13 protein-coding genes and 2 pseudogenes are annotated in these 20,103 nt (G+C 71.0%); 11 read left to right on the forward strand and 4 right to left on the reverse strand.

The features are described from left to right. The first annotated feature begins 1,005 nt into the window (after nt 1-1,005). Together ABZ396_RS22230 and ABZ396_RS22235 are read left to right on the forward strand one after the other, a co-directional pair. Nucleotides 1,006-5,280 carry a discoidin domain-containing protein gene (locus tag ABZ396_RS22230; RefSeq protein ID WP_358918047.1) on the forward strand — a complete coding sequence of 1,425 codons (4,275 nt, stop codon included), beginning with the start codon at nt 1,006-1,008 and terminating at the stop codon, nt 5,278-5,280. A 166-nt stretch (nt 5,281-5,446) separates the two neighbouring features. Beyond that, nucleotides 5,447-5,950 (forward strand): DUF1203 domain-containing protein, encoded by a 504-nt coding sequence (locus ABZ396_RS22235; protein ID WP_358918049.1) that lies wholly within the window; start codon nt 5,447-5,449, stop codon nt 5,948-5,950. A 94-nt stretch (nt 5,951-6,044) separates the two neighbouring features. Here the strand turns inward: ABZ396_RS22235 and ABZ396_RS22240 are convergent, their stop codons facing one another. Beyond that, on the reverse strand, nt 6,045-6,959 hold the full coding sequence (locus tag ABZ396_RS22240) for a hypothetical protein (protein ID WP_359185543.1): 915 nt from the start codon (nt 6,957-6,959) through the stop codon (nt 6,045-6,047). Nucleotides 6,960-6,963: 4 nt separating this feature from the next. Continuing rightward, nucleotides 6,964-8,058 carry an NlpC/P60 family protein gene (locus tag ABZ396_RS22245; protein ID WP_358918053.1) on the reverse strand — a complete coding sequence of 365 codons (1,095 nt, stop codon included), beginning with the start codon at nt 8,056-8,058 and terminating at the stop codon, nt 6,964-6,966. 424 nt (nt 8,059-8,482) lie between these two features. Here ABZ396_RS22245 and ABZ396_RS22250 point away from each other — a divergent pair, with 424 nt between their 5' ends. From ABZ396_RS22250 to ABZ396_RS22260, 3 genes and pseudogenes are all read left to right on the forward strand, one after another. Beyond that, nucleotides 8,483-9,214 (forward strand): alpha/beta hydrolase, encoded by a 732-nt coding sequence (locus tag ABZ396_RS22250; protein WP_358918055.1) that lies wholly within the window; start codon nt 8,483-8,485, stop codon nt 9,212-9,214. Between the two features lie 63 nt (nt 9,215-9,277). After that, nucleotides 9,278-9,415 (forward strand): annotated as a pseudogene (locus ABZ396_RS22255) (IS5/IS1182 family transposase); the annotation flags it as partial. A 531-nt stretch (nt 9,416-9,946) separates the two neighbouring features. Further along, nucleotides 9,947-13,927, forward strand: coding sequence for a Pls/PosA family non-ribosomal peptide synthetase (locus ABZ396_RS22260; RefSeq protein ID WP_358918057.1), 3,981 nt, complete (start codon nt 9,947-9,949; stop codon nt 13,925-13,927). 81 nt (nt 13,928-14,008) lie between these two features. Here the strand turns inward: ABZ396_RS22260 and ABZ396_RS22265 are convergent, their stop codons facing one another. Further along, nucleotides 14,009-14,233 carry a hypothetical protein gene (locus ABZ396_RS22265; RefSeq protein WP_358918059.1) on the reverse strand — a complete coding sequence of 75 codons (225 nt, stop codon included), beginning with the start codon at nt 14,231-14,233 and terminating at the stop codon, nt 14,009-14,011. Nucleotides 14,234-14,372: 139 nt separating this feature from the next. Here ABZ396_RS22265 and ABZ396_RS22270 point away from each other — a divergent pair, with 139 nt between their 5' ends. The 5 genes from ABZ396_RS22270 to ABZ396_RS22290 all read left to right on the forward strand — a co-directional run bounded on the left by ABZ396_RS22270 (nt 14,373) and on the right by ABZ396_RS22290 (nt 19,364). Next, the gene (locus ABZ396_RS22270) at nt 14,373-15,062 is read left to right on the forward strand and encodes a response regulator transcription factor (protein WP_358918060.1); all 690 of its coding nucleotides are present in this window, start codon (nt 14,373-14,375) and stop codon (nt 15,060-15,062) included. Between the two features lie 6 nt (nt 15,063-15,068). Next, complete coding sequence (locus ABZ396_RS22275) at nt 15,069-16,511, forward strand: ATP-binding protein (RefSeq protein ID WP_358918062.1); 1,443 nt, start codon at nt 15,069-15,071, stop codon at nt 16,509-16,511. 227 nt (nt 16,512-16,738) lie between these two features. Beyond that, the gene (locus tag ABZ396_RS22280; protein ID WP_358918064.1) at nt 16,739-17,050 is read left to right on the forward strand and encodes a hypothetical protein; all 312 of its coding nucleotides are present in this window, start codon (nt 16,739-16,741) and stop codon (nt 17,048-17,050) included. 256 nt (nt 17,051-17,306) lie between these two features. Continuing rightward, nucleotides 17,307-17,984 carry a response regulator transcription factor gene (locus tag ABZ396_RS22285; protein WP_358918066.1) on the forward strand — a complete coding sequence of 226 codons (678 nt, stop codon included), beginning with the start codon at nt 17,307-17,309 and terminating at the stop codon, nt 17,982-17,984. A 3-nt stretch (nt 17,985-17,987) separates the two neighbouring features. After that, nucleotides 17,988-19,364 carry an ATP-binding protein gene (locus ABZ396_RS22290; RefSeq protein ID WP_358918068.1) on the forward strand — a complete coding sequence of 459 codons (1,377 nt, stop codon included), beginning with the start codon at nt 17,988-17,990 and terminating at the stop codon, nt 19,362-19,364. On the opposite strand, the gene ABZ396_RS22295 is transcribed toward ABZ396_RS22290, so the two are convergent. After that, nucleotides 19,279-19,557: a substrate-binding domain-containing protein gene (locus tag ABZ396_RS22295; RefSeq protein WP_358918080.1), complete on the reverse strand. Its 279-nt coding sequence runs from the start codon at nt 19,555-19,557 to the stop codon at nt 19,279-19,281. The two genes, ABZ396_RS22290 and ABZ396_RS22295, sit on opposite strands and share 86 nt — an antisense overlap. Nucleotides 19,558-19,604: 47 nt before the next feature. Between ABZ396_RS22295 and ABZ396_RS22300 the strand changes: the two are divergent. Further along, nucleotides 19,605-19,879 (forward strand): annotated as a pseudogene (locus tag ABZ396_RS22300) (AraC family transcriptional regulator); the annotation flags it as partial. Nucleotides 19,880-20,103 lie beyond the last annotated feature (224 nt).

Raw genomic sequence — 20,103 nt, forward strand, 5'->3', positions numbered from 1 at the left:
TGCACCTGTGGCATTGCCCCGGGACAGTGCCGTACGGATGTGCTCGCGTCCTTCGATTTCCGGAGCTTCGGGCTCCGACTGAGCGGGTGACCCTGCGTGTGCGAGGCAAACACCGAAGGCCGCCCCGAAGACACGGGCCGCCGCGGCCCGGCCGGGCGGGCTCTCCGGCATCCAGCCTGGTCCCACCGGGCCGGAGCCGCCACTCGGGGGCGGCCTGGGGGTGCTCGACGACGCTCCGACGCTCCGAGCGGGCCGGTGGGGGAGCGGGCGTCGCGGCGGCCGGTCGCCGCGACGCCCGTGCGGAAGCGGAGAGACGTCCGCGCGGACGTGCTTCCCGCGCGGCGGGACACCGCCACGGGTCTCGATTGGGCTAGACCGTCAACGGCGTGACCTTTACGACCGGGGGCGGCGAGTCCGGCGACGCGCAGACGGCTGGAAGGCGACGCGACGATCGCCGGTGTACGTGGACACCCGCTGACCGGCATGTCCCGTGGTGCGGTCGGCGTCAGTGATACGTCGGCCGGGAGTTGCAGGGCCGCGTGCAGGATCACGCAAGAACTTGCGTCGCTTGCGTTCGCTTGCGGGTTGGTGACGCAAGCCTGCAGCCCACGCCCGAGTTACGGACAAGGGCAATGCCGTCGCGTGAACGTCGCCTGGGTGCCTGCTCGTTGACTGCCTCACTGGTTCGGCAAAGATGTGCGTACCGCCATCATCGCCGAGTCGTGAGTGCTTCTGGTGAAATTTGTGCCGTCCTGCCTGTGGACCGACTCACTCGACTCTGCAATATTTCGATGAAACAACGCAAGATTCTGCGCGTGATGCTTGCTCTGGGGATCATGCGCCTCCGCCGGTCGGCCCCTGCCGTCCTCACGCACCGCGCCACCGCTCCGCAGAGAACCGCAGAGAACCGATTCGCCCCGCACCTTTTTTCTGCACGACTCCGCCAGGAACGAGCCGCCCTCGCCGCCCCTTTGGCGTGCGAGCCTCCGCAGAGAGTGACTCCGCATGACTCGACACAAGCCGAGATCCTGGAGACGGCGCGCAGCTACCGCTGTGCTCGCCTCCGCCGTCATGGTTCTGGGCCTGCCCGCCGTCGGCGCACACGCGGCCGGCGGCCCCAACGCCGCCGCGGACGCCGCGGCCAAGGCGGGCAGTTCCCGCGCCGCACACGCGGCCGCCAACGTCACGGACGGCGACACCGACACCTACTGGCAGGCCGGAACGAAGTCGGCGCAGTGGGTGCAGACCGACCTCGGACGGACCAAGCGCGTCCGCCAGGTCGTGCTGCGGCTGCCCGAACAGTGGCAGACCCGCAAGCAGACGCTGGCGCTCCAGGGCAGCGCAGACGGCAAGAGCTTCGCCACGCTCAAGTCGTCGGCGCAGTACGTCTTCAGCCCCGGCAACGACAACACGGTGAAGATCTCCCTCCCCGCGACCCTCGCCCGGTACGTACGGGCCGACTTCAGCGCCAACTCGGTCGCCGCCACCGCGCAACTCGCCGAGATGCAGGTCCTCACCACCGCCGCCGCGACCGCCAACCTCGCCCAGGGCAAACCCTTCAGTGAGAGCGGGCACGCCGACGTCTACGGCGCGGCCAACGCCGGTGACGGCAACCGCAACACCTACTGGGAGAGCACCAACAACGCCTTCCCGCAGTGGCTCCAGGTCGACCTCGGCTCGTCGGTCAAGGTGAACCAGGTGACGCTGCGGCTGCCCAGCGGCTGGCCGAGCCGGAGCCAGACGCTCAAGATCCAGGGCTCGACCGACAACAAGACCTTCACCGACCTGACGGCCTCGAAGGCGTACACCTTCGACAGCTCCAACGACCAGTCGGCGACCATCACCTTCGACGCGACGACGACGCGATACGTGCGCGCGCTGGTCACCGCCAACAGTGGCTGGCCCGCCGGGCAGGCGTCCGAGCTGGAGGTCTACGGACCGGCGACCGGCGACACCCAGGCGCCCACCGCGCCGTCGAACCTGAGCTACACCGAGCCCGCCACCGGGCAGATCAAGCTGACCTGGAGCGCGGCCACCGACGACACGGCCGTCACCGGCTACGATGTCTACGCCAACGGGCAGCTGCGCGCGAGCGTCGCCGGGAACGTCCTGACCTACACCGACACCCAGCCGGCCGGCAGTGACATCACCTACTTCGTGCGGGCCAAGGACGCGGCGGGCAACGTCTCCGCCAACAGCAACAGCGTCACCCGTAAGGGAGCGAGCGGCGACACCCAGGCTCCCACGGCGCCCGGCAACCTCGCCTACACCCAGTCCGGCAGCGACGTGAAGCTGACCTGGCAGGCGTCGAGCGACAACGTCCAGGTCACCGGCTACGACGTCTACGCCAACAACCAGCTCGTCAAGTCCGTGGCGGGCGACGTCACGACGTACACCGACACCCCGCCGGCGACGGCCACGGTCACCTACTACGTGAAGGCGAAGGACGCCGCCGGGAACGTGTCGGTGGCGAGCAACAGCGTCACCCGGAACGGATCCACCGGTTCCGGCTCGAACCTTGCCCAGGGCAAGCCCATCGAGGCCTCCTCGTACACCTTCACCTACGTGGCCACGAACGCCAACGACGGCCAGACCAGCACCTATTGGGAGAGCGCGGGCAGCGCCTACCCGGCCACCCTCACCACCAAGCTGGGTGCCAACGCCGACCTCAGCCAGGTCGTCGTCAAGCTCAACCCGGACGCCGCCTGGTCCACCCGCACCCAGAACATCCAGGTGCTCGGCCGTGACCAGGACGCGACCGCGTTCACGAGCCTCGCCGCGGCGAAGGACTACACGTTCAACCCGGCGACCGGCAACACGGTGACCATCCCGGTCTCCGGCGCCGCCGCCGACATCCAGCTCAAGTTCACTTCCAACACCGGTGCCCCGGGCGCGCAGGTCGCCGAGGTGCAGGTGATCGGCACGCCGGCCGCCAACCCGGACCTCAAGGTCACCGGGATCACCAACTCGCCCGCCGCCCCGGTCGAGTCGGACGCCATCAGCCTGACGGCAACCGTCACCAACAGCGGCAGCAAAGCGTCAGCGGCCACCGACCTGAACTTCACGCTCGGCGGCACCAAGGCCGCCACGGCCGCTGTCCCGGCCCTCGCGGCGGGCGAGACCAAGACGGTCACCGCGAGCATCGGCACCCGGGACGCGGGCAGCTACCCGGTCGGCGCCGAGGTTGACCCGTCGAACAAGGTCATCGAGCAGAACGACGCGAACAACGTCTTCACCCGCTCCGACGCCCTGGTCGTCAAGCCCGTCTCCAGCTCCGACCTGGTGGCCGCGCCCGTCTCCTGGACGCCCTCCAGCGCCTCCGCCGGCGACGCGGTGACCTTCACCGTCGCCATCAAGAACCAGGGGACGACGGCCTCGGCCTCCGGCGCCCACGGCGTCAGCCTGACGATCCAGGACGCCAACGGCGCCACCGTCCAGACGCTCAGCGGCACCTACACGGGCGCCATCGCATCCGGCCAGACGACCACACCGGTCGCCCTGGGCTCGTGGACGGCCGCCAACGGCAAGTACACCGTCAAGACGGTCATCGCCGACGACGCCAACGAGCTGCCGGTCAAGCGGACCAACAACACCACCACGCAACCCCTGTTCGTCGGCCGCGGCGCCGACATGCCGTACGACATGTACGAGGCCGAGGACGGCACGGTCGGCGGCGGCGCCAAGGTCGTCGGCCCGAACCGGACCATCGGCGACATCGCCGGCGAGGCGAGCGGCCGCAAGGCGGTGACGCTGAGCGGGACCGGCCAGTACGTCGAGTGGACCGCCCGCGCGGCGACCAACACCCTGGTCACCCGCTTCTCCATCCCGGACGGCACGAACACCACCCTCAACGTCTACGTCGACGGCCAGTTCCTCAAGGCGATCGACCTCACCTCGAAGTATGCCTGGCTCTACGGCAACGAGACCTCACCCGGCAACTCGCCCGGCTCCGGTGCGCCCCGCCACATCTACGACGAGGCGAGCCTGCTGCTCGGCAAGACCGTCCCGGCCGGTTCCAAGATCCGCCTCCAGAAGGACGCGGCCAACACCTCGACCTACGCCATCGACTTCGTCAACCTCGAACAGGCGACGGCGAACCCGAACCCGGACCCGGCCGCCTACGCGGTTCCGGCCGGTTTCTCGCACCAGGACGTGCAGAACGCGCTCGACAAGGTGCGCATGGACACGACGGGCAAGCTCGTCGGCGTCTATCTGCCCGCCGGTGACTACGAGACCGCCAGCAAGTTCCAGGTCTACGGCAAGGCGGTCAAGGTCGTCGGAGCCGGGCCGTGGTTCACCCGCTTCCACGCCCCCTCCTCGCAGGAGAACACCGACGTGGGCTTCCGGGCCGACGCCACCGCGAAGGGCTCCACGTTCGCCGGCTTCGCCTACTTCGGCAACTACACGTCCCGGATCGACGGCCCGGGCAAGGTGTTCGACTTCTCCAACGTCTCCGACATCACCATCGACAACATCTGGGTCGAGCACATGGTGTGCCTCTACTGGGGCGCCAACACCGACAACGTGACCATCCAGAACTCCCGCATCCGTGACATGTTCGCCGACGGCATCAACATGACGAACGGCTCCACGGACAACCACGTGGTGAACAACGACGCCCGCGCCACGGGCGACGACAGCTTCGCGCTCTTCTCGGCGATCGACGCCGGCGGCGCCGACGAGAAGAACAACCTCTACGAGAACCTGACATCCACACTCACATGGCGCGCGGCAGGCATCGCCGTCTACGGCGGCTACAACAACACCTTCCGCAACATCCGTGTCGCCGACACCCTCGTCTACTCCGGCATCACGATCTCCTCGCTGGACTTCGGCTACCCGATGAACGGCTTCGGCACCGAACCCACGACGATCGAGAACGTCTCCCTGGACCGGACGGGCGGCCACTTCTGGGGCTCCCAGGTCTTCCCCGCCATCTGGGCGTTCTCCGCCTCGAAGGTCTTCCAGGGCATCAGGGTCAACAACGTCGACATCGACGACTCCACCTACGGAGGCGTCATGTTCCAGACCAACTACGTCGGCGGCCAGCCGCAGTTCCCGGTGAAGGACACCATTTTCACCGACATCTCCATCACCAACTCCAAGAAGAGCGGGGACACGTTCGACGCCAAGTCCGGCTTCGGCATCTGGGCCAACGAACTGCCGGAACCCGGCCAGGGACCGGCCGTCGGCGAGGCCACCTTCCGCAACCTGCGGATGAGCGGCAACGCCCAGGACATCCGCAACACGACGAGCACATTCAAGATCAACATCTTGTAGGTGCCGAAGGGCCGTGAAGGGACGGGGCGCCCCCGGCGGGGCGTCCCGTCCTGCCGTGTCCGGCGTGCCCCGGCACTATCGGGGCGACTGGCGTGGCGGCGGGCCGGTGAAGACGGCGTCCGGTACCCGCCAGCGTCCCGGGCCGGCCCGCGTCACCCTCAATGGCATGACTGCCGCCTTCCCTCCCCTCCCCATCCCCTCCGTGGCCCTGATGGAACTCCGGGTCCGTGACGACGCCGGGATTCCGCCACGTCCGTACACGGACGACGAAGGCGATGCGCCGCTGCGCTGCTGCCTGCGGTCCAGTACCGGAGGAGAGCGGATCGCCCTGGTCTCCTACGCCCCGCTGCGCCGGTGGGCGGCGCGGACGGACGCCGACCCGGGGGCGTACGACGAACAGGGGCCGGTGTTCATCCACGCCGAGGACTGCGGCGGCCCGGCGGGCGAGAACCTCGGCTACCCATGGGCGCGCCCCGGCGCCCTGCGTGTCCTGCGTCGCTATGACAGCCGAGGCCACATCACAGGCGGCCGCATGCTGATACTTCCCGAGGACGCAGACGCGGCTTTCGCACACGCACTGGCCGAGGCTTTCGCCGACCCCGAGACCGACCAGGTACACGTACGCGCCGTCGAATACGGCTGCTACCACTTCCGGGTGGACCGCCCCTGAGGGAAAGGCACTGGATCGAGCTCAGGCGCGGTCCGGGCGGTTGGGCAGGAGCGACGGGTCGAGGAGTGGCCCGGCCGGTCCGCCGAGCCACCGGCTAGCGCGACGACTCGGCGGACCGGCCGGGCCACCGGGTGAAACGACGCATCCCCCGTCGTGTGGGCTCGAGGGGCTGGTCCTCGGGGGCGAGCGGCACCTCGCCCGCGGTCACGGCCGGAGCCATGGCCGGGGCCGGCACGGACCGTCCGCCCTGTTCGAGCCGGCTCTGGACGGTGGCGGCCATGGCCTGGTGTGCCGGTTCCAGCAGCAGGCCCTCCGCGGACAGGTGCTCCCACATGTGCAGCAGCTCCTGTCCCCGGGTGGCCACCTGGCTGCCGTCCATCAGCCGCTGCCACGCCGCGGTGGCGCGGGCCACATCGGGCGCCGCCCGGCTCAGGTCGGTGCGGCAGCGGATGCGTGCGACGGTCAGCGCGAGGACGGTGGAGAGCATGTAGTCGCCCCGCAGATAGGCGAGATACGCCTCGATCGCCCGTGCCTCCAGCGAGAGTTCGTCCTCCGCGCCCCTGCGCAGCGTGAGGTGCTCCCGAAGGGCGCTGGCCAGGACGAACGCGGCGTGCAGTTCCTCGCGCTGCGCGTGCTGGATGATGCGCTCGACGCGGGCGAGCGGAGGGAATGCCGCCTCTTCCGCGGCGGTGCGCTCAAGCCCGGGCGGCAGGTCGTCCTCGTCGGCGATGGTCCGGCTCGACCCGTCGGGGAACACACGCAGGCGTGCCACCTGCTGCACCATGCGGTCGATGACGGTGGCCGCCACCGGGGTCCCCACGGCGCGCGCGAACATGGCGACGGCGTCGAGGATCGCCTCGTTGGGCGGCCGCGTGCCGCCCATGTCCAGCAGATGGCCATTGACCACCGTCGACCCGTCCTCGGCCACGTAGGCGTCGAGACGGATCAGCGGCGGTGCGCTGAGCGCGGGCAGGTTCCCCTTGTCACGGGGGGTCAGCGAGTGGTTCATCCGTTCAGACTCCGGGTCGCACGACGCCGAGGATGGGCATGGAGGCGGCCGGCGCGGTCGTGACCGTGCGTCCGGGCCGCGGGGCGTGGACGATCTGCCCGCCCCCTATGTACATGCCCACGTGCGTGGCGTCGCTGAAGTAGATCATCAGGTCCCCGGGCCGCGCGGACGCCAGGCTGACCCTGGTCAGTCCTTGCCACTGCGCCTGCGAGGTACGGGGTATGGGGTGCCCGGCCGCCGCCCACGCCGTGGACGTGAGTCCCGAGCAGTCGTACGACGACGGGCCCACGGCGCCCCACACGTACGGTCTGCCGATCTGCGCCATCGCGAAATCGACGGCCCGCGCGGTCGCTCCGCTCGCCTTCGTCCCACCGCTCGAGCCGGTCCCGGTCGAGGTACCGCCGCCGCTGTCGGACCCCGTCCACCTGGATCTCGCCTTCTCGGCCTCTTTCTTCTCCAACTGGGCAAGCCTGCGGGTCTGTTCCTTTTCGAGCCCCGCTTCGATCTGCTCGGCCGCGGCGATCTTGCCCTCGATCTTCTGCTTCGCCGCGGCCTTGTCCGCGCGGCTCTTCTTCAGCTCCCGCAGTTCCTTCGCGGCGGTGTCGGTCTGCCGGCTCAGCTCCGCGTGGGCGGTTTTCTGGGCCTCGGAGACGTTGACGAGATTCCGCAGAGCCTGGCGCGCCTGGGACGCCTCGTTCAGGGCCTGGTCGGGGTTGTCGCCGAGGAGCAACTGAATGCCTGTGGCGGCGAGATTGCCCCCGCGGTACTGCGTCCGCGCGGCCGCACCCGCGAGGTCCTGCAGATCGTCCACCCGGCTCTCGGAGCGGGCCAGGTCCTTGCGGAGCGACGTCAGTCGCTTCTCCTGCTCGGTCGCCTTCACGTCCGCGGTGTTGTACGCCTCGGTGGCAACCTCCGCCTCGCGGTAGAGACCGTCGAGTTCGGCGCGGATGTCATCGATCGACTTGCCGCCCTGCGGGTCGGGGTCGCTCGGCGTCGCGTAGCTCGGCCCGGACAGGAGGGCGATCGCAAAGACAAGGGTTGCTGTGGTAGCTGTGGTAGCCCGACTCCGTAACCGTCTGCCGCCGGTCGACACGTTCATCAACTCCACTTTCAGAGGTCGCGTGCAGGCGGCTCAGACGGACGACTTGCCCGTCGCAAGCGCCGAAGCCGTTCATCCGGAGGCCCGTTCAAGCTTCGAACACACTACCTTCCCCAGAACGGCTGACCTCTGTCGGCCCTGCGTGTGGAAACCGGTTCTCTCCGCATTTCCGTGAATTCCCGGCTCTGCGCGGCCATCGTCGACCGCCTCACCTTCCACGGCGCCGTCATCCAGACCGGCAGGACATTGAGCATGCGGAACAACCAGACATGGCCGAGGACCTTCGTGATACCTTCAGCGCCGCCGTGCGCCCACTGCGAACTTGAGGAGGTGAGACCCATCAACGCTGCGACAGGCCGGGCCTCCCTCCCCCGCATGGCCTGGGGAGTGCCCGCATAAGGCATCCCGAAGGGCTTGAAACGCTATGCGCTTCATCTCTGAGACGTCTTCGGAAGGCGTCTGCGAACAGCTTTTTGTCCTCAACGAGATTCCCGGAGTTCTGTGGACGCCGGAAGGTGCTGCCGGTACTCGTCCCCTCATCGTGATGGGACACGGTGGCGGTCAGCACAAGAAGGCCCCCGACATCATGGACCGTGCGCGCCGCTTCGTGACCGAGTGCGGGTTCGCTGTGGTGGCGGTAGACGTGCCCGGCCATGGTGATCGGCCGCTGGACGAGGAGTACGACCGGATCGCGACCGAGAACCGGGCACGCGTGGAGGCCGGGGAAGAACTCGCGCCGCTGATCGCGGGATTCCAGGCGCTCGTGGCCCGCCAGACCGTTCCGGAATGGCAGGCGGTTCTGGAAGCGGTCCAGCAGTTCGATCACGTGGGCGCCGGCCCGGTGGGCTACTGGGGGGTCTCGCTGGGATGTGGACTCGGCGTTCCCTTCGTGGCCGCCGAACCCCGTGTCCGTGCGGCCGTGTTGGGGCTTGGCGGGGCCTTGGCCGCTGGCGAGGACGCCGCACGGATCTCCGTTCCGGTGGAGTTTCTGGTGCAGTGGGACGACGAGCGCGTGCCACGCGACCAGTGCCTGGCGCTGTTCGACGCCTTCGCCTCGACCGAGAAGACGCTGCACGCCAACCCCGGCAAACACGGGGGCGTGCCAGCATTCGAACAGGACAGCACACTGAGGTTCTTCGCCCGGCACCTCGCCTGAGCACGCCGCCTGCGGTCAACGACGCGCCGATCGACACCCAGTTCCGACCGGCGCGTCCGGACCGAACGCACCATGTCCTGGCTCGCCGGCTGCCGCCGTCTGCACCGTCGCCACGAGCGAAAGACCGAGCACTTCCTCGCCCTCACGAGCATCGCCCGCACCCTCATCTGTTACCGCGACTCGCCCGCTGATGTGAGCTAGCAGCTTCACCGCCAGGTCGTGGCCGTAATGAATGGCCAGTTCCCTCGGGGTGTGACCACCGGTGTCGCCGCACTGTGATCTGGCGCAAGATCGCCTCTGATGGCCGCAAGCGTGTGGAGGAACGCAAGGCGTCCTGCCGATGCCGCCATCGGTGAGTTTCCCCGAGCCGCCTCCCGAACCCGGCATGCCCGTCTCCGAGTTCCGGGCTCTCCTAAATTCCGTTCATGGCGAGGCATGACCAGGGTGGGGCCCAGACGGAAGTCCTCGGGCGAGCGGATGTCCTCCACCGTGATCACCACGATGAGCGCGATCGGGAACAGCGGCAGCGCAGGCGTGGAATGTCACGCCTGCCGCAGACCCGCAGCGCTCTGCCGGTGACCGTGCCCACCAGCGGGCTCTGCGCAGATCGCCAGACCACCCCCGCCGCCGGTCGGTCCGTTCTCAGCGTCCTCTCAGCGGCCGCCTCCCAGGCTGGGGGCGTCACCCGGGACGACGACCGAGAAGCCATCGCACGCAGACAAGGGGAGCCCCATGGCCGCCCACACCGCAGCCCCACCCGTCGCCGCGCCCGGGCCGAGCGGCACCGGGCGGCCGGAGCCCGCCCGGCTGCACCGGTTCTTCGAAGCCGCGCGCGACCGCACCCCGCGAGCCGTCGCCCTCGAATGCGGGCCTCTCCGCCTGACCTACGCCGCCCTCGACGCCCGCGCCGACCAGGTGGCCCGGCGACTGCGCGGGCTCGGCATCGGCCCGGGCAGCCGCGTGGCGCTGCTGCTGCCCCGGTCCGTCGAGATGTACGCGGCGCTGCTCGGCGTGTGCAAGACCGGCGCCGCCTTCGTCCCGATCGACCCGGCCGCACCGCCTGACCGGGTCGACTTCATAGTCCGCGACGCCCGAGCCGCCGTTGTGCTGACGACATCGGCCCTGGCCACGGCTGCGCACCCGCCGTGTCACGTGGTCGAGGTCGACGGCCGCGCCGAAGCCCGAGCCGAGCCGCGCCCGCGCCTCATACCCACGCCCGAGGACGGCACCGAGGACGACCCCCTCGCCTACGTCATGTACACCTCGGGGTCGAGCGGCCGGCCCAAGGGCGTGGAGATCACTCAGTCCAGCATCTGCAACTTTCTGCGCGTCGTGACCCCGCTCTACGGCATCCGGCCGCACGACCGCGTCTACCAGGGCATGACGATCTCGTTCGACTTCTCGATCGAGGAAATCTGGCCGACCTGGTCGGCGGGTGCCGCACTCGTCGCCGGACCGGCCGGCGCCGCACGGCTGGGCGACGGACTCGCCGACTTCCTCCAGGAGCACGGGATCACCGTGCTCTACTGCGTGCCGACGCTGCTGGCCACCATCCGGCGCGACCTGCCCGGGATCCGCAGCGTCCTGGTGGGTGGCGAGGCCTGCCCGGCCCGCCTGGTCGAGCGCTGGAGCACACCGGGCCGGCGCATGCTCAACACCTACGGCCCGACCGAGGCCACCGTCACCGCGACCTGGCAGGAACTGCGGCCGGGCCGTCCCGTGACCATCGGCCGCCCGCTGCCCACGTACTCGGCGGTTCTCCTCGACGAACGGCGCCGCCCGGTGCCGTACGGCGCGGTCGGCGAGATCTGCCTCGGCGGCCCCGGCCTCGCCCGCGGGTACGTCAACCGGCCCGACCTGACCGCCGACCGATTCATCGAGTCACCCCGGGGCGACCGCCTCTACCGCACCGGAGACCTCGGCCGGATGACCGACGACGGCGAGATCGAGTACCTCGGCCGGGCCGACGCCGAGGTGAAGATCCGCGGCTACCGGGTCTCGCTGGACGAGATCGACGACGTCCTCCTGGAGGACCCCGAGGTGGCCCAGGCGGTCACCGGACTCGCGACCGACGTACTCGCCGCCTTCGTCGTACGCACCCGCGACGGCACGACCGGTGACGACGAACTCACCGCCCGGCTCCACGAACGCCTTCGCCGCTCACTGCCCACCTACATGGTGCCGACCCACCTGGACTTTCTCGACCGGCTTCCGGTGATGCCCAGCGGCAAGGCCGACCGCGCCCGGCTTCCCGCCCCGACCGGCCGCCGGCTCGCGGCGGCCGGACCGGTGGTGCCCGCGCGCGGCGCGACAGAGACGCGAGTGCGGGACGCCTGGGCCCAGGTGCTCGGCCTCGGCCCCGGCGAACTGTCCACGCAGGCCGACTTCTTCACCGACCTCGGCGGGCACTCCCTGCTCGCCGCCCGGGCCGTGTCCCTGCTGCGCGGCCACGACGGTACCGCCGGCACCACCCTGCGCGACCTCTACGAGCACCCAACCGTCCATACTCTCGCCGGACACCTGGACGCCAGGCACCTGGACGCGCCGCGCGCCCAGGCCCCGCCCCGGCCGGCCCCGCTCCGCCACGGCTCCGTCCGCGTCGCCCGCGCCGGCCTCGCCCAGGCCGCCGTGCTGTACGCCCTGCTTGTCCTGCTCACCTGCCCGGCGGCCGTCGCCTACTCCGCACACCGGGGCACCGCCTGGGCGGTCCTCGCCGTACCGGCCGGCTACCTCGCCGTACGCTGGCTCGTCCCGGTGGCCCTGGCCCGCCCCCTGGCCGCGGGCATCCGGCCCGGTCGTCATCCCCTGTGGGGCGCCACCTATCTGCGGCTGTGGATCCTGGACGTCCTCCTCGTCACCATCGGCCCGCTGCGTCTCCTGAGCGGCTCCCCGCTGATCGGCCCCTACCTGCGGCTCCTCGGCGCGCGCATCGGCCCCCGCACCACCGTCAACACCGGCCTCGTAGGCCTGCCGACCCTGCTGCGCGTCGACGCCGACGCGGCGATCGGCTACGGCGTCACACTGCGTCCCTGGCAGGTCGACGACGGCTGGGTCACGGTCGCCCCCATCACGGTCGGCCAAGGGGCGTACGTCGGCGCGGGCGCCGTGCTCGAACCCGGCGCCCGTCTGGGCCCCCGCTCCGGGCTCGGCGAGCAGTCCGTCATCGGCCCCGAGGCGCCGGTGCCCCCCGGAGCGCGCCGCGCCGGTTCACCCGCCCGCCCGGTCGACGCCCTGTCCCCGGCCGTCGAGGCCATGCTGAGCGCCCGGGGCGCCCCGGACCGCTGGCGGCGCCGGCACCTCGCCGCCGCGCTGCTCGGCCTGGTCTTGCTGGAAGCGGCCGTGATCGCGACACTCCTGCCGAGCGCCGCCCTGTTCCGGTGGGCCTGGCTGCACGGCGGAGCGGCGGGGGGAGCGGCGGCCGCCGCCCTGTCCGGCCCGGTGTTCGTGTGCTCGGTCTGCGTGGTCGTCGCCGTCGGCAAGCGCCTGGTCATGCCCAGGGCGCCCCAAGGCATCCACCCGGCCCGTTCGGCGGCCGGGGTGCGCAAGTGGATCGCGGACAAGCTGCTGGAGCAGAGCCTCACCCTCACCAACTCCCTCTACGCGACGCTCTACACGGTGCCCTGGCTGCGGCTGCTCGGAGCGCGGGCCGGGCGCGGCGCCGAGGTCTCGACGATCGCGCACCTCGACCCGGAGCTGCTCACCCTGGGCGAGGGCAGCTTCGTCGCCGACATGGCGAGCGTCGGTGCCGCCCGTTTCGCCGGCGACCGCATGTCCTTCGCCCCGACCGAGGTCGGCAGCCGCGCCTTCGTGGGCAACGCGGCCCTGGTCCCGGCCGGCACCCGGCTGGGCGCGAACTCCCTGACCGGCGTGGCGACCGTCCCGCCACCGGACCATGTACCCGATGCAAGCACCTGGCTCGGCTCGCCCGCGCTGCGGCTGCCGGTACGCCAGAGCAGCGCGCCCTACCCGGAGGAGCTCACCTTCCGGCCCACCCGCAAGGCCGTGGCCGGCCGCCTGGTCATCGAGTTCTTCAGGGCCACCGTGCCCGCCACGGTGCTTGCGGCCGCCGCCTGCCTGTACATCCTGGCCCTGTCCGGCCTCACCCGGCGCAGCACGATGGCCGTGACCGTGCTGCTGTCACCCGTGCTCGCCGCGGGGGCCGCGCTCGCCGTCGTCGTGGCCTGCGCGCTCGCCAAGCGTCTGGTCATCGGCACCTACCGGCCGCGGGTCGAGCCGCTGTGGAGTCTTTTCGTGCGGCGCACGGAGTTTGTCACGGGCCTCTTCGAGGCGGCCGTGGTTCCGGCCTGTGCCGGCCTCCTCGTCGGCACCCCCCTCCTGCCGCAGGTGCTCCGTCTGTTCGGCGCCCGGATAGGCCGGCGCACCTGGATCGGCACCACCTTCCTCACCGAGTTCGACCTCGTGGAGGTGGGCGACGACACGGCCGTCGGTATGAATGTCTCGCTCCAGACCCACCTCTTCGAGGACCGCGTGATGAAGATGTCCACGGTGACCGTTGGACCCGGCGCGAGCATCGGCACCCGTTCCGTCGTCCTGTACGACGCCGTGGTCGGCGCCGACGTCAGGCTGGGGGCGCTGTCGCTGGTGATGAAGGGGGAGCGGCTGACCCCGGGCACCAGCTGGCAGGGGCTGCCCGCCGAACCGCCCAGGGCCGTCGTACGCCGGACGGAGACTCCCGCGGTGAGTACCGCATGAACGCCGTCATACAACGACGTCAGACGTCATACGAGGCCGGCCCGCGCTCCCGAAGAGCGTGGGCCGGCCGTCCCTTCCCATTCAGCCGAACGGCCGATCGGCGACGCGCGAAGTGCGCACCAGGCGCTCCCGCTCGTCGAGGTCCCGCTCGCGCTGTTCGCCGGTCCGCCTGTCGTCCCGGCGGACATCGTCCCGGGGGACGTCGTCGCGACGGACGTCGTCGCGACGCCGGTCGCGTGCCTCGTCGTTGCGCCCGCGGTCCCGGGTGTCCTCCCGGTCGCGGCGCTCGTCACTGGGGTTCCTCATGGTTCCTCTCCTCCTTCTTCCGTCCTCGATGGACGACTCCAGACTGCGACCGGGGCGCTGAGAGGAGGCTGAGACGGCGAGACGGTCGCGGGGCTGTCCTCACACGCCGTTCACATGCGGCTGCTCCTACGTTGGTGGTATGCGGGTGCTGGTGGTCGAGGACGAGGTGCGCACGGCGGCGCTGCTGCAGCGCGGGCTGTCTGAGGAGGGGTATGCCGTCGATGTCGCCGGTGACGGTCCGGAGGCGGTGTGGCGGGCGGAGGAGAGTCAGTACGACGTGATCGTGCTGGATGTGATGCTGCCGGGATTCGACGGTTTCGAGGTGTGCCGCAGGCTGCGGGCCGGTGGCTGCTGGTCGCCGGTTCTGCTGCTGACCGCACGGGACGCGGTCAGTGACCGGGTGCGCGGGCTGGACTCGGGCGCGGACGACTACCTGACCAAGCCCTTCAGCTTTGCCGAGCTTTTCGCGCGACTGCGGGCGCTGCTACGGCGGGGAGCAAGGGAGCGGCCCGCGCTTCTTGCCGTGGGGGACCTGCGGCTGGACCCGTCCAGCCGGCGGGTCTGGCGCGGCCAGGCGGAGCTTCAGCTGTCGCCCAAGGAGTTCGCGCTGCTGGAGCTGTTCCTGCGGTATCCCGGTGACGTCCTGACCCGCACCCGCGTCCTGGAGCACGTGTGGGACTTCGCCTACGACGGGGTGTCCAACGTCGTGGACCAGTACGTGGCGTATCTACGGCGCAAGATCGACGAGCCGGGCGGGGAATCGCATCTGGAGACCGTCCGCGGGGCCGGATACCGGCTGCGGGCCAGGGCTCCCACGAAGGACGGATGAGCGGTCATGCCCCTGAGGTGGCGGCTGGCGCTGCTGTTCGCGCTGGGCACAGCGGTCGTGATAGCCACGGCCGGGCTGCTGTTCGTCCAGCAACTGACGACAGGTATGAACAGCTCCCTGGACTCCACCCTGCGCGTGCGGGCCGACGCGGAGGCCGTGCGCCTCCAGTCCGCCGGACCGCTCCCTCCACTGCCGCCGCCCCCGCCTCCCGAAGGCAAAGACGGCGGCCGGCAAGTGGATCAGCAGGGGCAGCACCCGGCGTCCGACGACATCACGCAGGTCCTCGCCCTCGACGGCACCGTGCTGGCGACCACCGATCAGGCCGGCCGGCAGCCACTGGCAGCGGCCGCGCAGCGGCAGGCCGCCGCCCGCACCCCGGTGAGGTTCACCGCCGTTCTGGAGGGGGAGAAGTTCCGGGTGCTGGCCCTGCGGGCCCGTAACGGCACCCGGCCGGTCGTCGTCGTGGTGGGCGTCGGCTCCCATCTGGTGGAAGAGGCCACCACACGCACCAGTACCGCGCTCTGGATCGCCGGCCCGCCCGCTGTCGCTCTCGCCGGACTCGGCGCCTACCTGCTGACCGGCTCCGCGCTGCGCCCGGTGGAACGGATGCGGCGCCGCCTGGCGGACATCTCCGAGCAGGACACCGGAGCGCGGCTGCAGGTGCCCGAGACCCGCGATGAGATCGCGACGCTCGCCACCACCATGAACGCGGTACTGGACCGCCTTGCCCTGGCCCTGGCCCGGCAACGCGGCTTCGTCGCCGACGCCGGCCACGAACTGCGCACGCCGCTGACGACCCTGAAGGCCGAGCTGGAACTGGCGAGCCGGCCAGGGCGGTCCCACGATGCGCTGGTGGACGCGATCACCGCCGCGGCGGACGACACCGACCGGCTGATCCGGCTGGCCGAGGACCTGCTGCTGCTGGCCCGCGCGGACGAAGGGCGTGCCTTCATACGATCCCAACCGATGGCCCCGGCCGACATCCTGACCCGAGCGGTCCACGCGGCCTCGGCACGTGCCGATACGAGCGGTGTCCGGCTGAACCTGAACGCCGACACGAGCGTGCGGGTCGTGGCCGATCCCGACCGGCTGCGGCAGGCGGTGGACAACCTCCTCGACAACGCCCTGCACTACACCCCGGACGGCGGGGTCATCGACGTGGCGCTCAGCACCGAACCCGGAGCGGGGTTCGCCGTGATCGAGGTCCGCGACGACGGGCCCGGCTTCCCGCCCGCGTTCCTCCCGCTGGCCTTCGAGAGATTCCGGCGTGCCGACGCCGCACGAGCCCGGACGAGCGGCGGTGCCGGCCTGGGCCTGGCGATCGTGCGGTCCATCGCCGAAGCGCACCGCGGCAGGGCGGTGGCGGACAATCCCGCGGACGGAGGCGCCCGAGTCCGCGTGGAGCTCCCGCTCGCCCCGTCCCGGGAGCAGGAGCCGGTACGACGGTGACCGCGGTGCGCCGCGCCTGGACGCGGCGCACCGGCACGGGCGGCCCTCCGGTGCCACGGCGGGCATGGGCTGTGGGGGCTTCGGCGTTCCCGCCGACGTCGGATCCGGCGACGTTTTCGCCCGGATTCCACCATGTCAGCGCTCACATGGACCCCACACGGTCGCCTCATGGGCTGCTTCGCACACTGGCCGTATCAGTACATCGATCCGTTCGGAAGGCGGACATCATGAAGTTCAACCGGAAGATCGCGGCCACGGCCGTCGGCGTCCTGGCTCTTGGCGGAGCCGGCGTCGGGTCCGTGGTAGCGGCGTCCAGCGCGAGCGCGGCACCCTCCGCGTCCGTTGTCCAGCAGGACACGCCGTCGGAGCCGTCCGGTCCGGACACCGACAACATCCAGCAGGGAGACCAGAACGCCCCCGACAACGGGCAGTCGGGAGAGCAGGGCCAGGCGGAGACCCCGGACGCTGCCGACGGGCCCGGCGGGCACGCCGACGCGTCCACGAACGCCCAGCACGAAGCCGGCAATGCGGAGAAGTAAGCAGACACAGTGAGACCAGGGGCGCCTGCGGCGAGCGTGCCACGCACGCGCCGCGGGTGCCTCCGTCTCCAGACCACCGAACAAGCGGTTCCTCCGCAGGTTCGATCTTGAGCACACCTCCCGGCTGTCCCAACACACCCTGGGCCGCGCCGTCACGAAGGTCTGTGACCCGCACACCGCCGACCTGCGGACCTGGCCGCAACCAGCTCGGACAACACCGGTTACGGTCCTGGGCTACCGTGGGGGTGAGGCTGCCATGCGGATGCTGATCATCGAGGACGAGCGCGGACTCGCCGAGGCGATCGCCTACGGGCTCGTGGCGGACGGCTTCGTCGCCGATGTCGCCCTGGACGGCCCGGAGGGCCTGTGGCGGGCACTGTACGAGTCGTACGACGTCATCGTGCTGGACATCATGCTGCCCGGCCTGTCCGGCTACGAGGTCCTCAAGCGGCTGCGGGCGGCCAGGGTGTGGACCCCGGTGCTGATGCTCACGGCGAAGGACGGGGAGTACGACGAGGCGGACGCCCTCGACCTCGGCGCCGACGACTACCTCAGCAAGCCCTTCTCGTACGTCGTGCTCGTCGCGCACCTCCGTGCGCTGATGCGGCGCGGAGCGCCCGCCCGGCCCGCCGTGCTCGCCGCCGACGACCTCACCCTGGACCCCGCCCGCCGGCGCTGCCGCCGCGGCGACCACGACATCGATCTCACCGCACGGGAGTTCACGCTCCTCGAGTACCTGCTCAGGCACCCCGACGAGGTGATCAGCAAGACGGACATCCTCACCCACGTCTGGGACGAGAACTTCGACGGCGACACCAACATCGTCGAGGTCTACGTCGGATATCTGCGGCGCAAGATCGACGCCCCGTTCGACTGCCGGACCATCGAGACCGTGCGCGGCGCCGGGTACCGGCTGCGCGGCGGCGTGAGGTGAGCGATGTCCGCCGGCGTCCGTTCGTGGTGGGCTCACCGCTCCCTGCGGCTGCGCCTGACCGCGGCCGCCGCCCTGGTGATCGCGGCCGGGCTGGCCGGCGCCGCCGTCCTGCTCGTCGTCTGGCTGCACGCCAGCCTCATCAGCGGACTCGACCAGACCGCCGTGGAACGTGCCCAGGTCGTCGCCGCCGACGTCGACAGCGAGCGTGTCACCGCCAAAGTGCCCCTCACCGACCACGGCGAGGTCGCCGTCCAGGTCGTCGACGGGAGCGGAGCGGTCCGCTACGGCTCGGCCAACCTCCGGGGAAAGCCACGGGCGTTCACCTTCCCGGCGAGTACGTCAGGCACCCCTCGGGCCCGCACCGTCCGGGACATCCCGGTCGGAGAGACCGGCACCTGGCGCGCCGTCGCCGTCGAGGCCGGCGCCTCCCACCGCCCCATGACCGTGTACGTGGCGCTGCCCACCGAGAGCGTCGACCACGGGCTCGCCCAGCTCACCGCCGGCCTGGCCGCCGCCGTCCCGACCGTCGTCGCGCTGCTCACCGCGGTGGCGTGGCTGCTCACCGGCCGCGCCCTGCGCCCCGTGGACGCGATGCGCGCCCAGACCGCCGAGATCACCACCTCCGACCTCAGCCGCCGCCTTGACGTGCCGCCCGCCCACGACGCCCTGGGCCGGCTCGCCCAGACCCTCAACGACCTGCTGGCCCGTCTGGACACCGCCACCCGGCGGCAGCACAAGTTCGTCGCGGACGCCGCCCATGAGCTGCGCAGCCCACTCAGCACCCTGCGCACCCGTCTCGAAGTCGCCGTCCGGCACCCCGAGTCGGCCGACGCACGGGTCCTCGCGCCCGGTCTGCTGAAAGAGACCGAACGGCTCTCCCGGCTCGTCGACGACCTCGTCCGGCTCGCCCGCCTGGACGCCCGGCCCCGGCTCAGCCGCCGCCCCGTCGACCTCGACGAGATCGTCTACGCCGAGGTCCGCGAGGCCCGCCGCCGCACCCCGCTCGTCATCGACCAGCACGATGTCGGGGCGGCTCGCCTGTCCGGCGACGAGGATGCCCTGGCCCGGGTCGTGCGCAACCTCCTGGACAACGCGCTGCGCCATGCCGAAACCCGTATCGCCGTCGGCCTGCGGGTCGCCGACGGCACGGCCCGGCTGGTCGTCGCCGACGACGGTCCCGGAATCCCCGAGGCCGACCGGCAGCGCGTGTTCGGCCGCTTCACCCGCCTCGACGACGCCCGCGCCCGGGACACCGGCGGCAGCGGGCTGGGCCTCGCCATCGTGCGCGACACCGTCACCGCCCACCACGGCACCGTCCATATCGAGGACAACAGCCCGGGCGCCCGGCTGATCGTCGAGCTCCCGGCCACGGGAACCTAGTGCCGCAACAGGCACTTCGCCCCTTCGTGACGCCCGGCACGCACTCTCGCCGCACCGGCAGGTCGTCGAGGGAGATGTCGTCGCAGCCGATGACCGACATGTCCTCGGGGGTGCGCAGGCCCGACTCCTCCAGCGTGCTCGCCGCCCCTCGCGCCACCAGGTCGTTGTACGCGACGACCGCGGTGACGTCCAGGTCGCGTACGGCGCCCGCAGCGTCGTACCCTCGGCGAACTCCGCCGGCTGCTCACCCGCCATGCGCGGCCGGACTGGAGCACCGACATCGAAGGCGTTCGCGTGTCGAAGTTCGAAAGTCCCTATCCGCCCACGCCGACGACGACCGGGACGGTGCTGGCGCTGATCGCTCAGGGGACCAAGCGGCTCAGGCTGGGCGACCGGGAGTACGAATACCGCGCCGGGCAGTACCTGGTCGCCTCGGTGGACCTGCCGATCACCGGAAACTTCTCCGAGGCGAGCCACAGGAGCCCGCCCTCGGGCTCGGGCTGACCCTGGAACCCGCATCACCGCGGGGCCGCTGGAGACCGACGCGGTGACGTGACGCCGAGCACGGCATAAAAGCGGCATCGGAGGCGCCGCGACGGTGGGTTCAGCGTGCTGTTGCGAGGAACGCCAGGGCTTCCAGCCCTGGGAGGAATCGCATCTTTGTGGTTGCGGCGCGGAGCGCCGCGGTATCGCTGCTGGGCGCACGGTCGCGGAGCGGCCGGGTGTCGTCTCCGGCGGA

This window comes from Streptomyces sp. NPDC005866, assembly GCF_040629895.1.
Lineage (GTDB): Bacteria > Actinomycetota > Actinomycetes > Streptomycetales > Streptomycetaceae > Streptomyces.

What these genes read in the sequence shown, in the direction of transcription:
- ABZ396_RS22230 (WP_358918047.1), top strand. Translation starts at nt 1,006, where the DNA reads ATGACTCGACACAAGCCGAGATCCTGGAGACGGCGCGCAGCTACCGCT.
- ABZ396_RS22235 (WP_358918049.1), top strand. Translation starts at nt 5,447, where the DNA reads ATGACTGCCGCCTTCCCTCCCCTCCCCATCCCCTCCGTGGCCCTGATG.
- ABZ396_RS22240 (WP_359185543.1), bottom strand. Translation starts at nt 6,959, where the DNA reads ATGAACCACTCGCTGACCCCCCGTGACAAGGGGAACCTGCCCGCGCTC.
- ABZ396_RS22245 (WP_358918053.1), bottom strand. Translation starts at nt 8,058, where the DNA reads ATGAACGTGTCGACCGGCGGCAGACGGTTACGGAGTCGGGCTACCACA.
- ABZ396_RS22250 (WP_358918055.1), top strand. Translation starts at nt 8,483, where the DNA reads ATGCGCTTCATCTCTGAGACGTCTTCGGAAGGCGTCTGCGAACAGCTT.
- ABZ396_RS22260 (WP_358918057.1), top strand. Translation starts at nt 9,947, where the DNA reads ATGGCCGCCCACACCGCAGCCCCACCCGTCGCCGCGCCCGGGCCGAGC.
- ABZ396_RS22265 (WP_358918059.1), bottom strand. Translation starts at nt 14,233, where the DNA reads ATGAGGAACCCCAGTGACGAGCGCCGCGACCGGGAGGACACCCGGGAC.
- ABZ396_RS22270 (WP_358918060.1), top strand. Translation starts at nt 14,373, where the DNA reads ATGCGGGTGCTGGTGGTCGAGGACGAGGTGCGCACGGCGGCGCTGCTG.
- ABZ396_RS22275 (WP_358918062.1), top strand. Translation starts at nt 15,069, where the DNA reads ATGCCCCTGAGGTGGCGGCTGGCGCTGCTGTTCGCGCTGGGCACAGCG.
- ABZ396_RS22280 (WP_358918064.1), top strand. Translation starts at nt 16,739, where the DNA reads ATGAAGTTCAACCGGAAGATCGCGGCCACGGCCGTCGGCGTCCTGGCT.
- ABZ396_RS22285 (WP_358918066.1), top strand. Translation starts at nt 17,307, where the DNA reads ATGCGGATGCTGATCATCGAGGACGAGCGCGGACTCGCCGAGGCGATC.
- ABZ396_RS22290 (WP_358918068.1), top strand. Translation starts at nt 17,988, where the DNA reads ATGTCCGCCGGCGTCCGTTCGTGGTGGGCTCACCGCTCCCTGCGGCTG.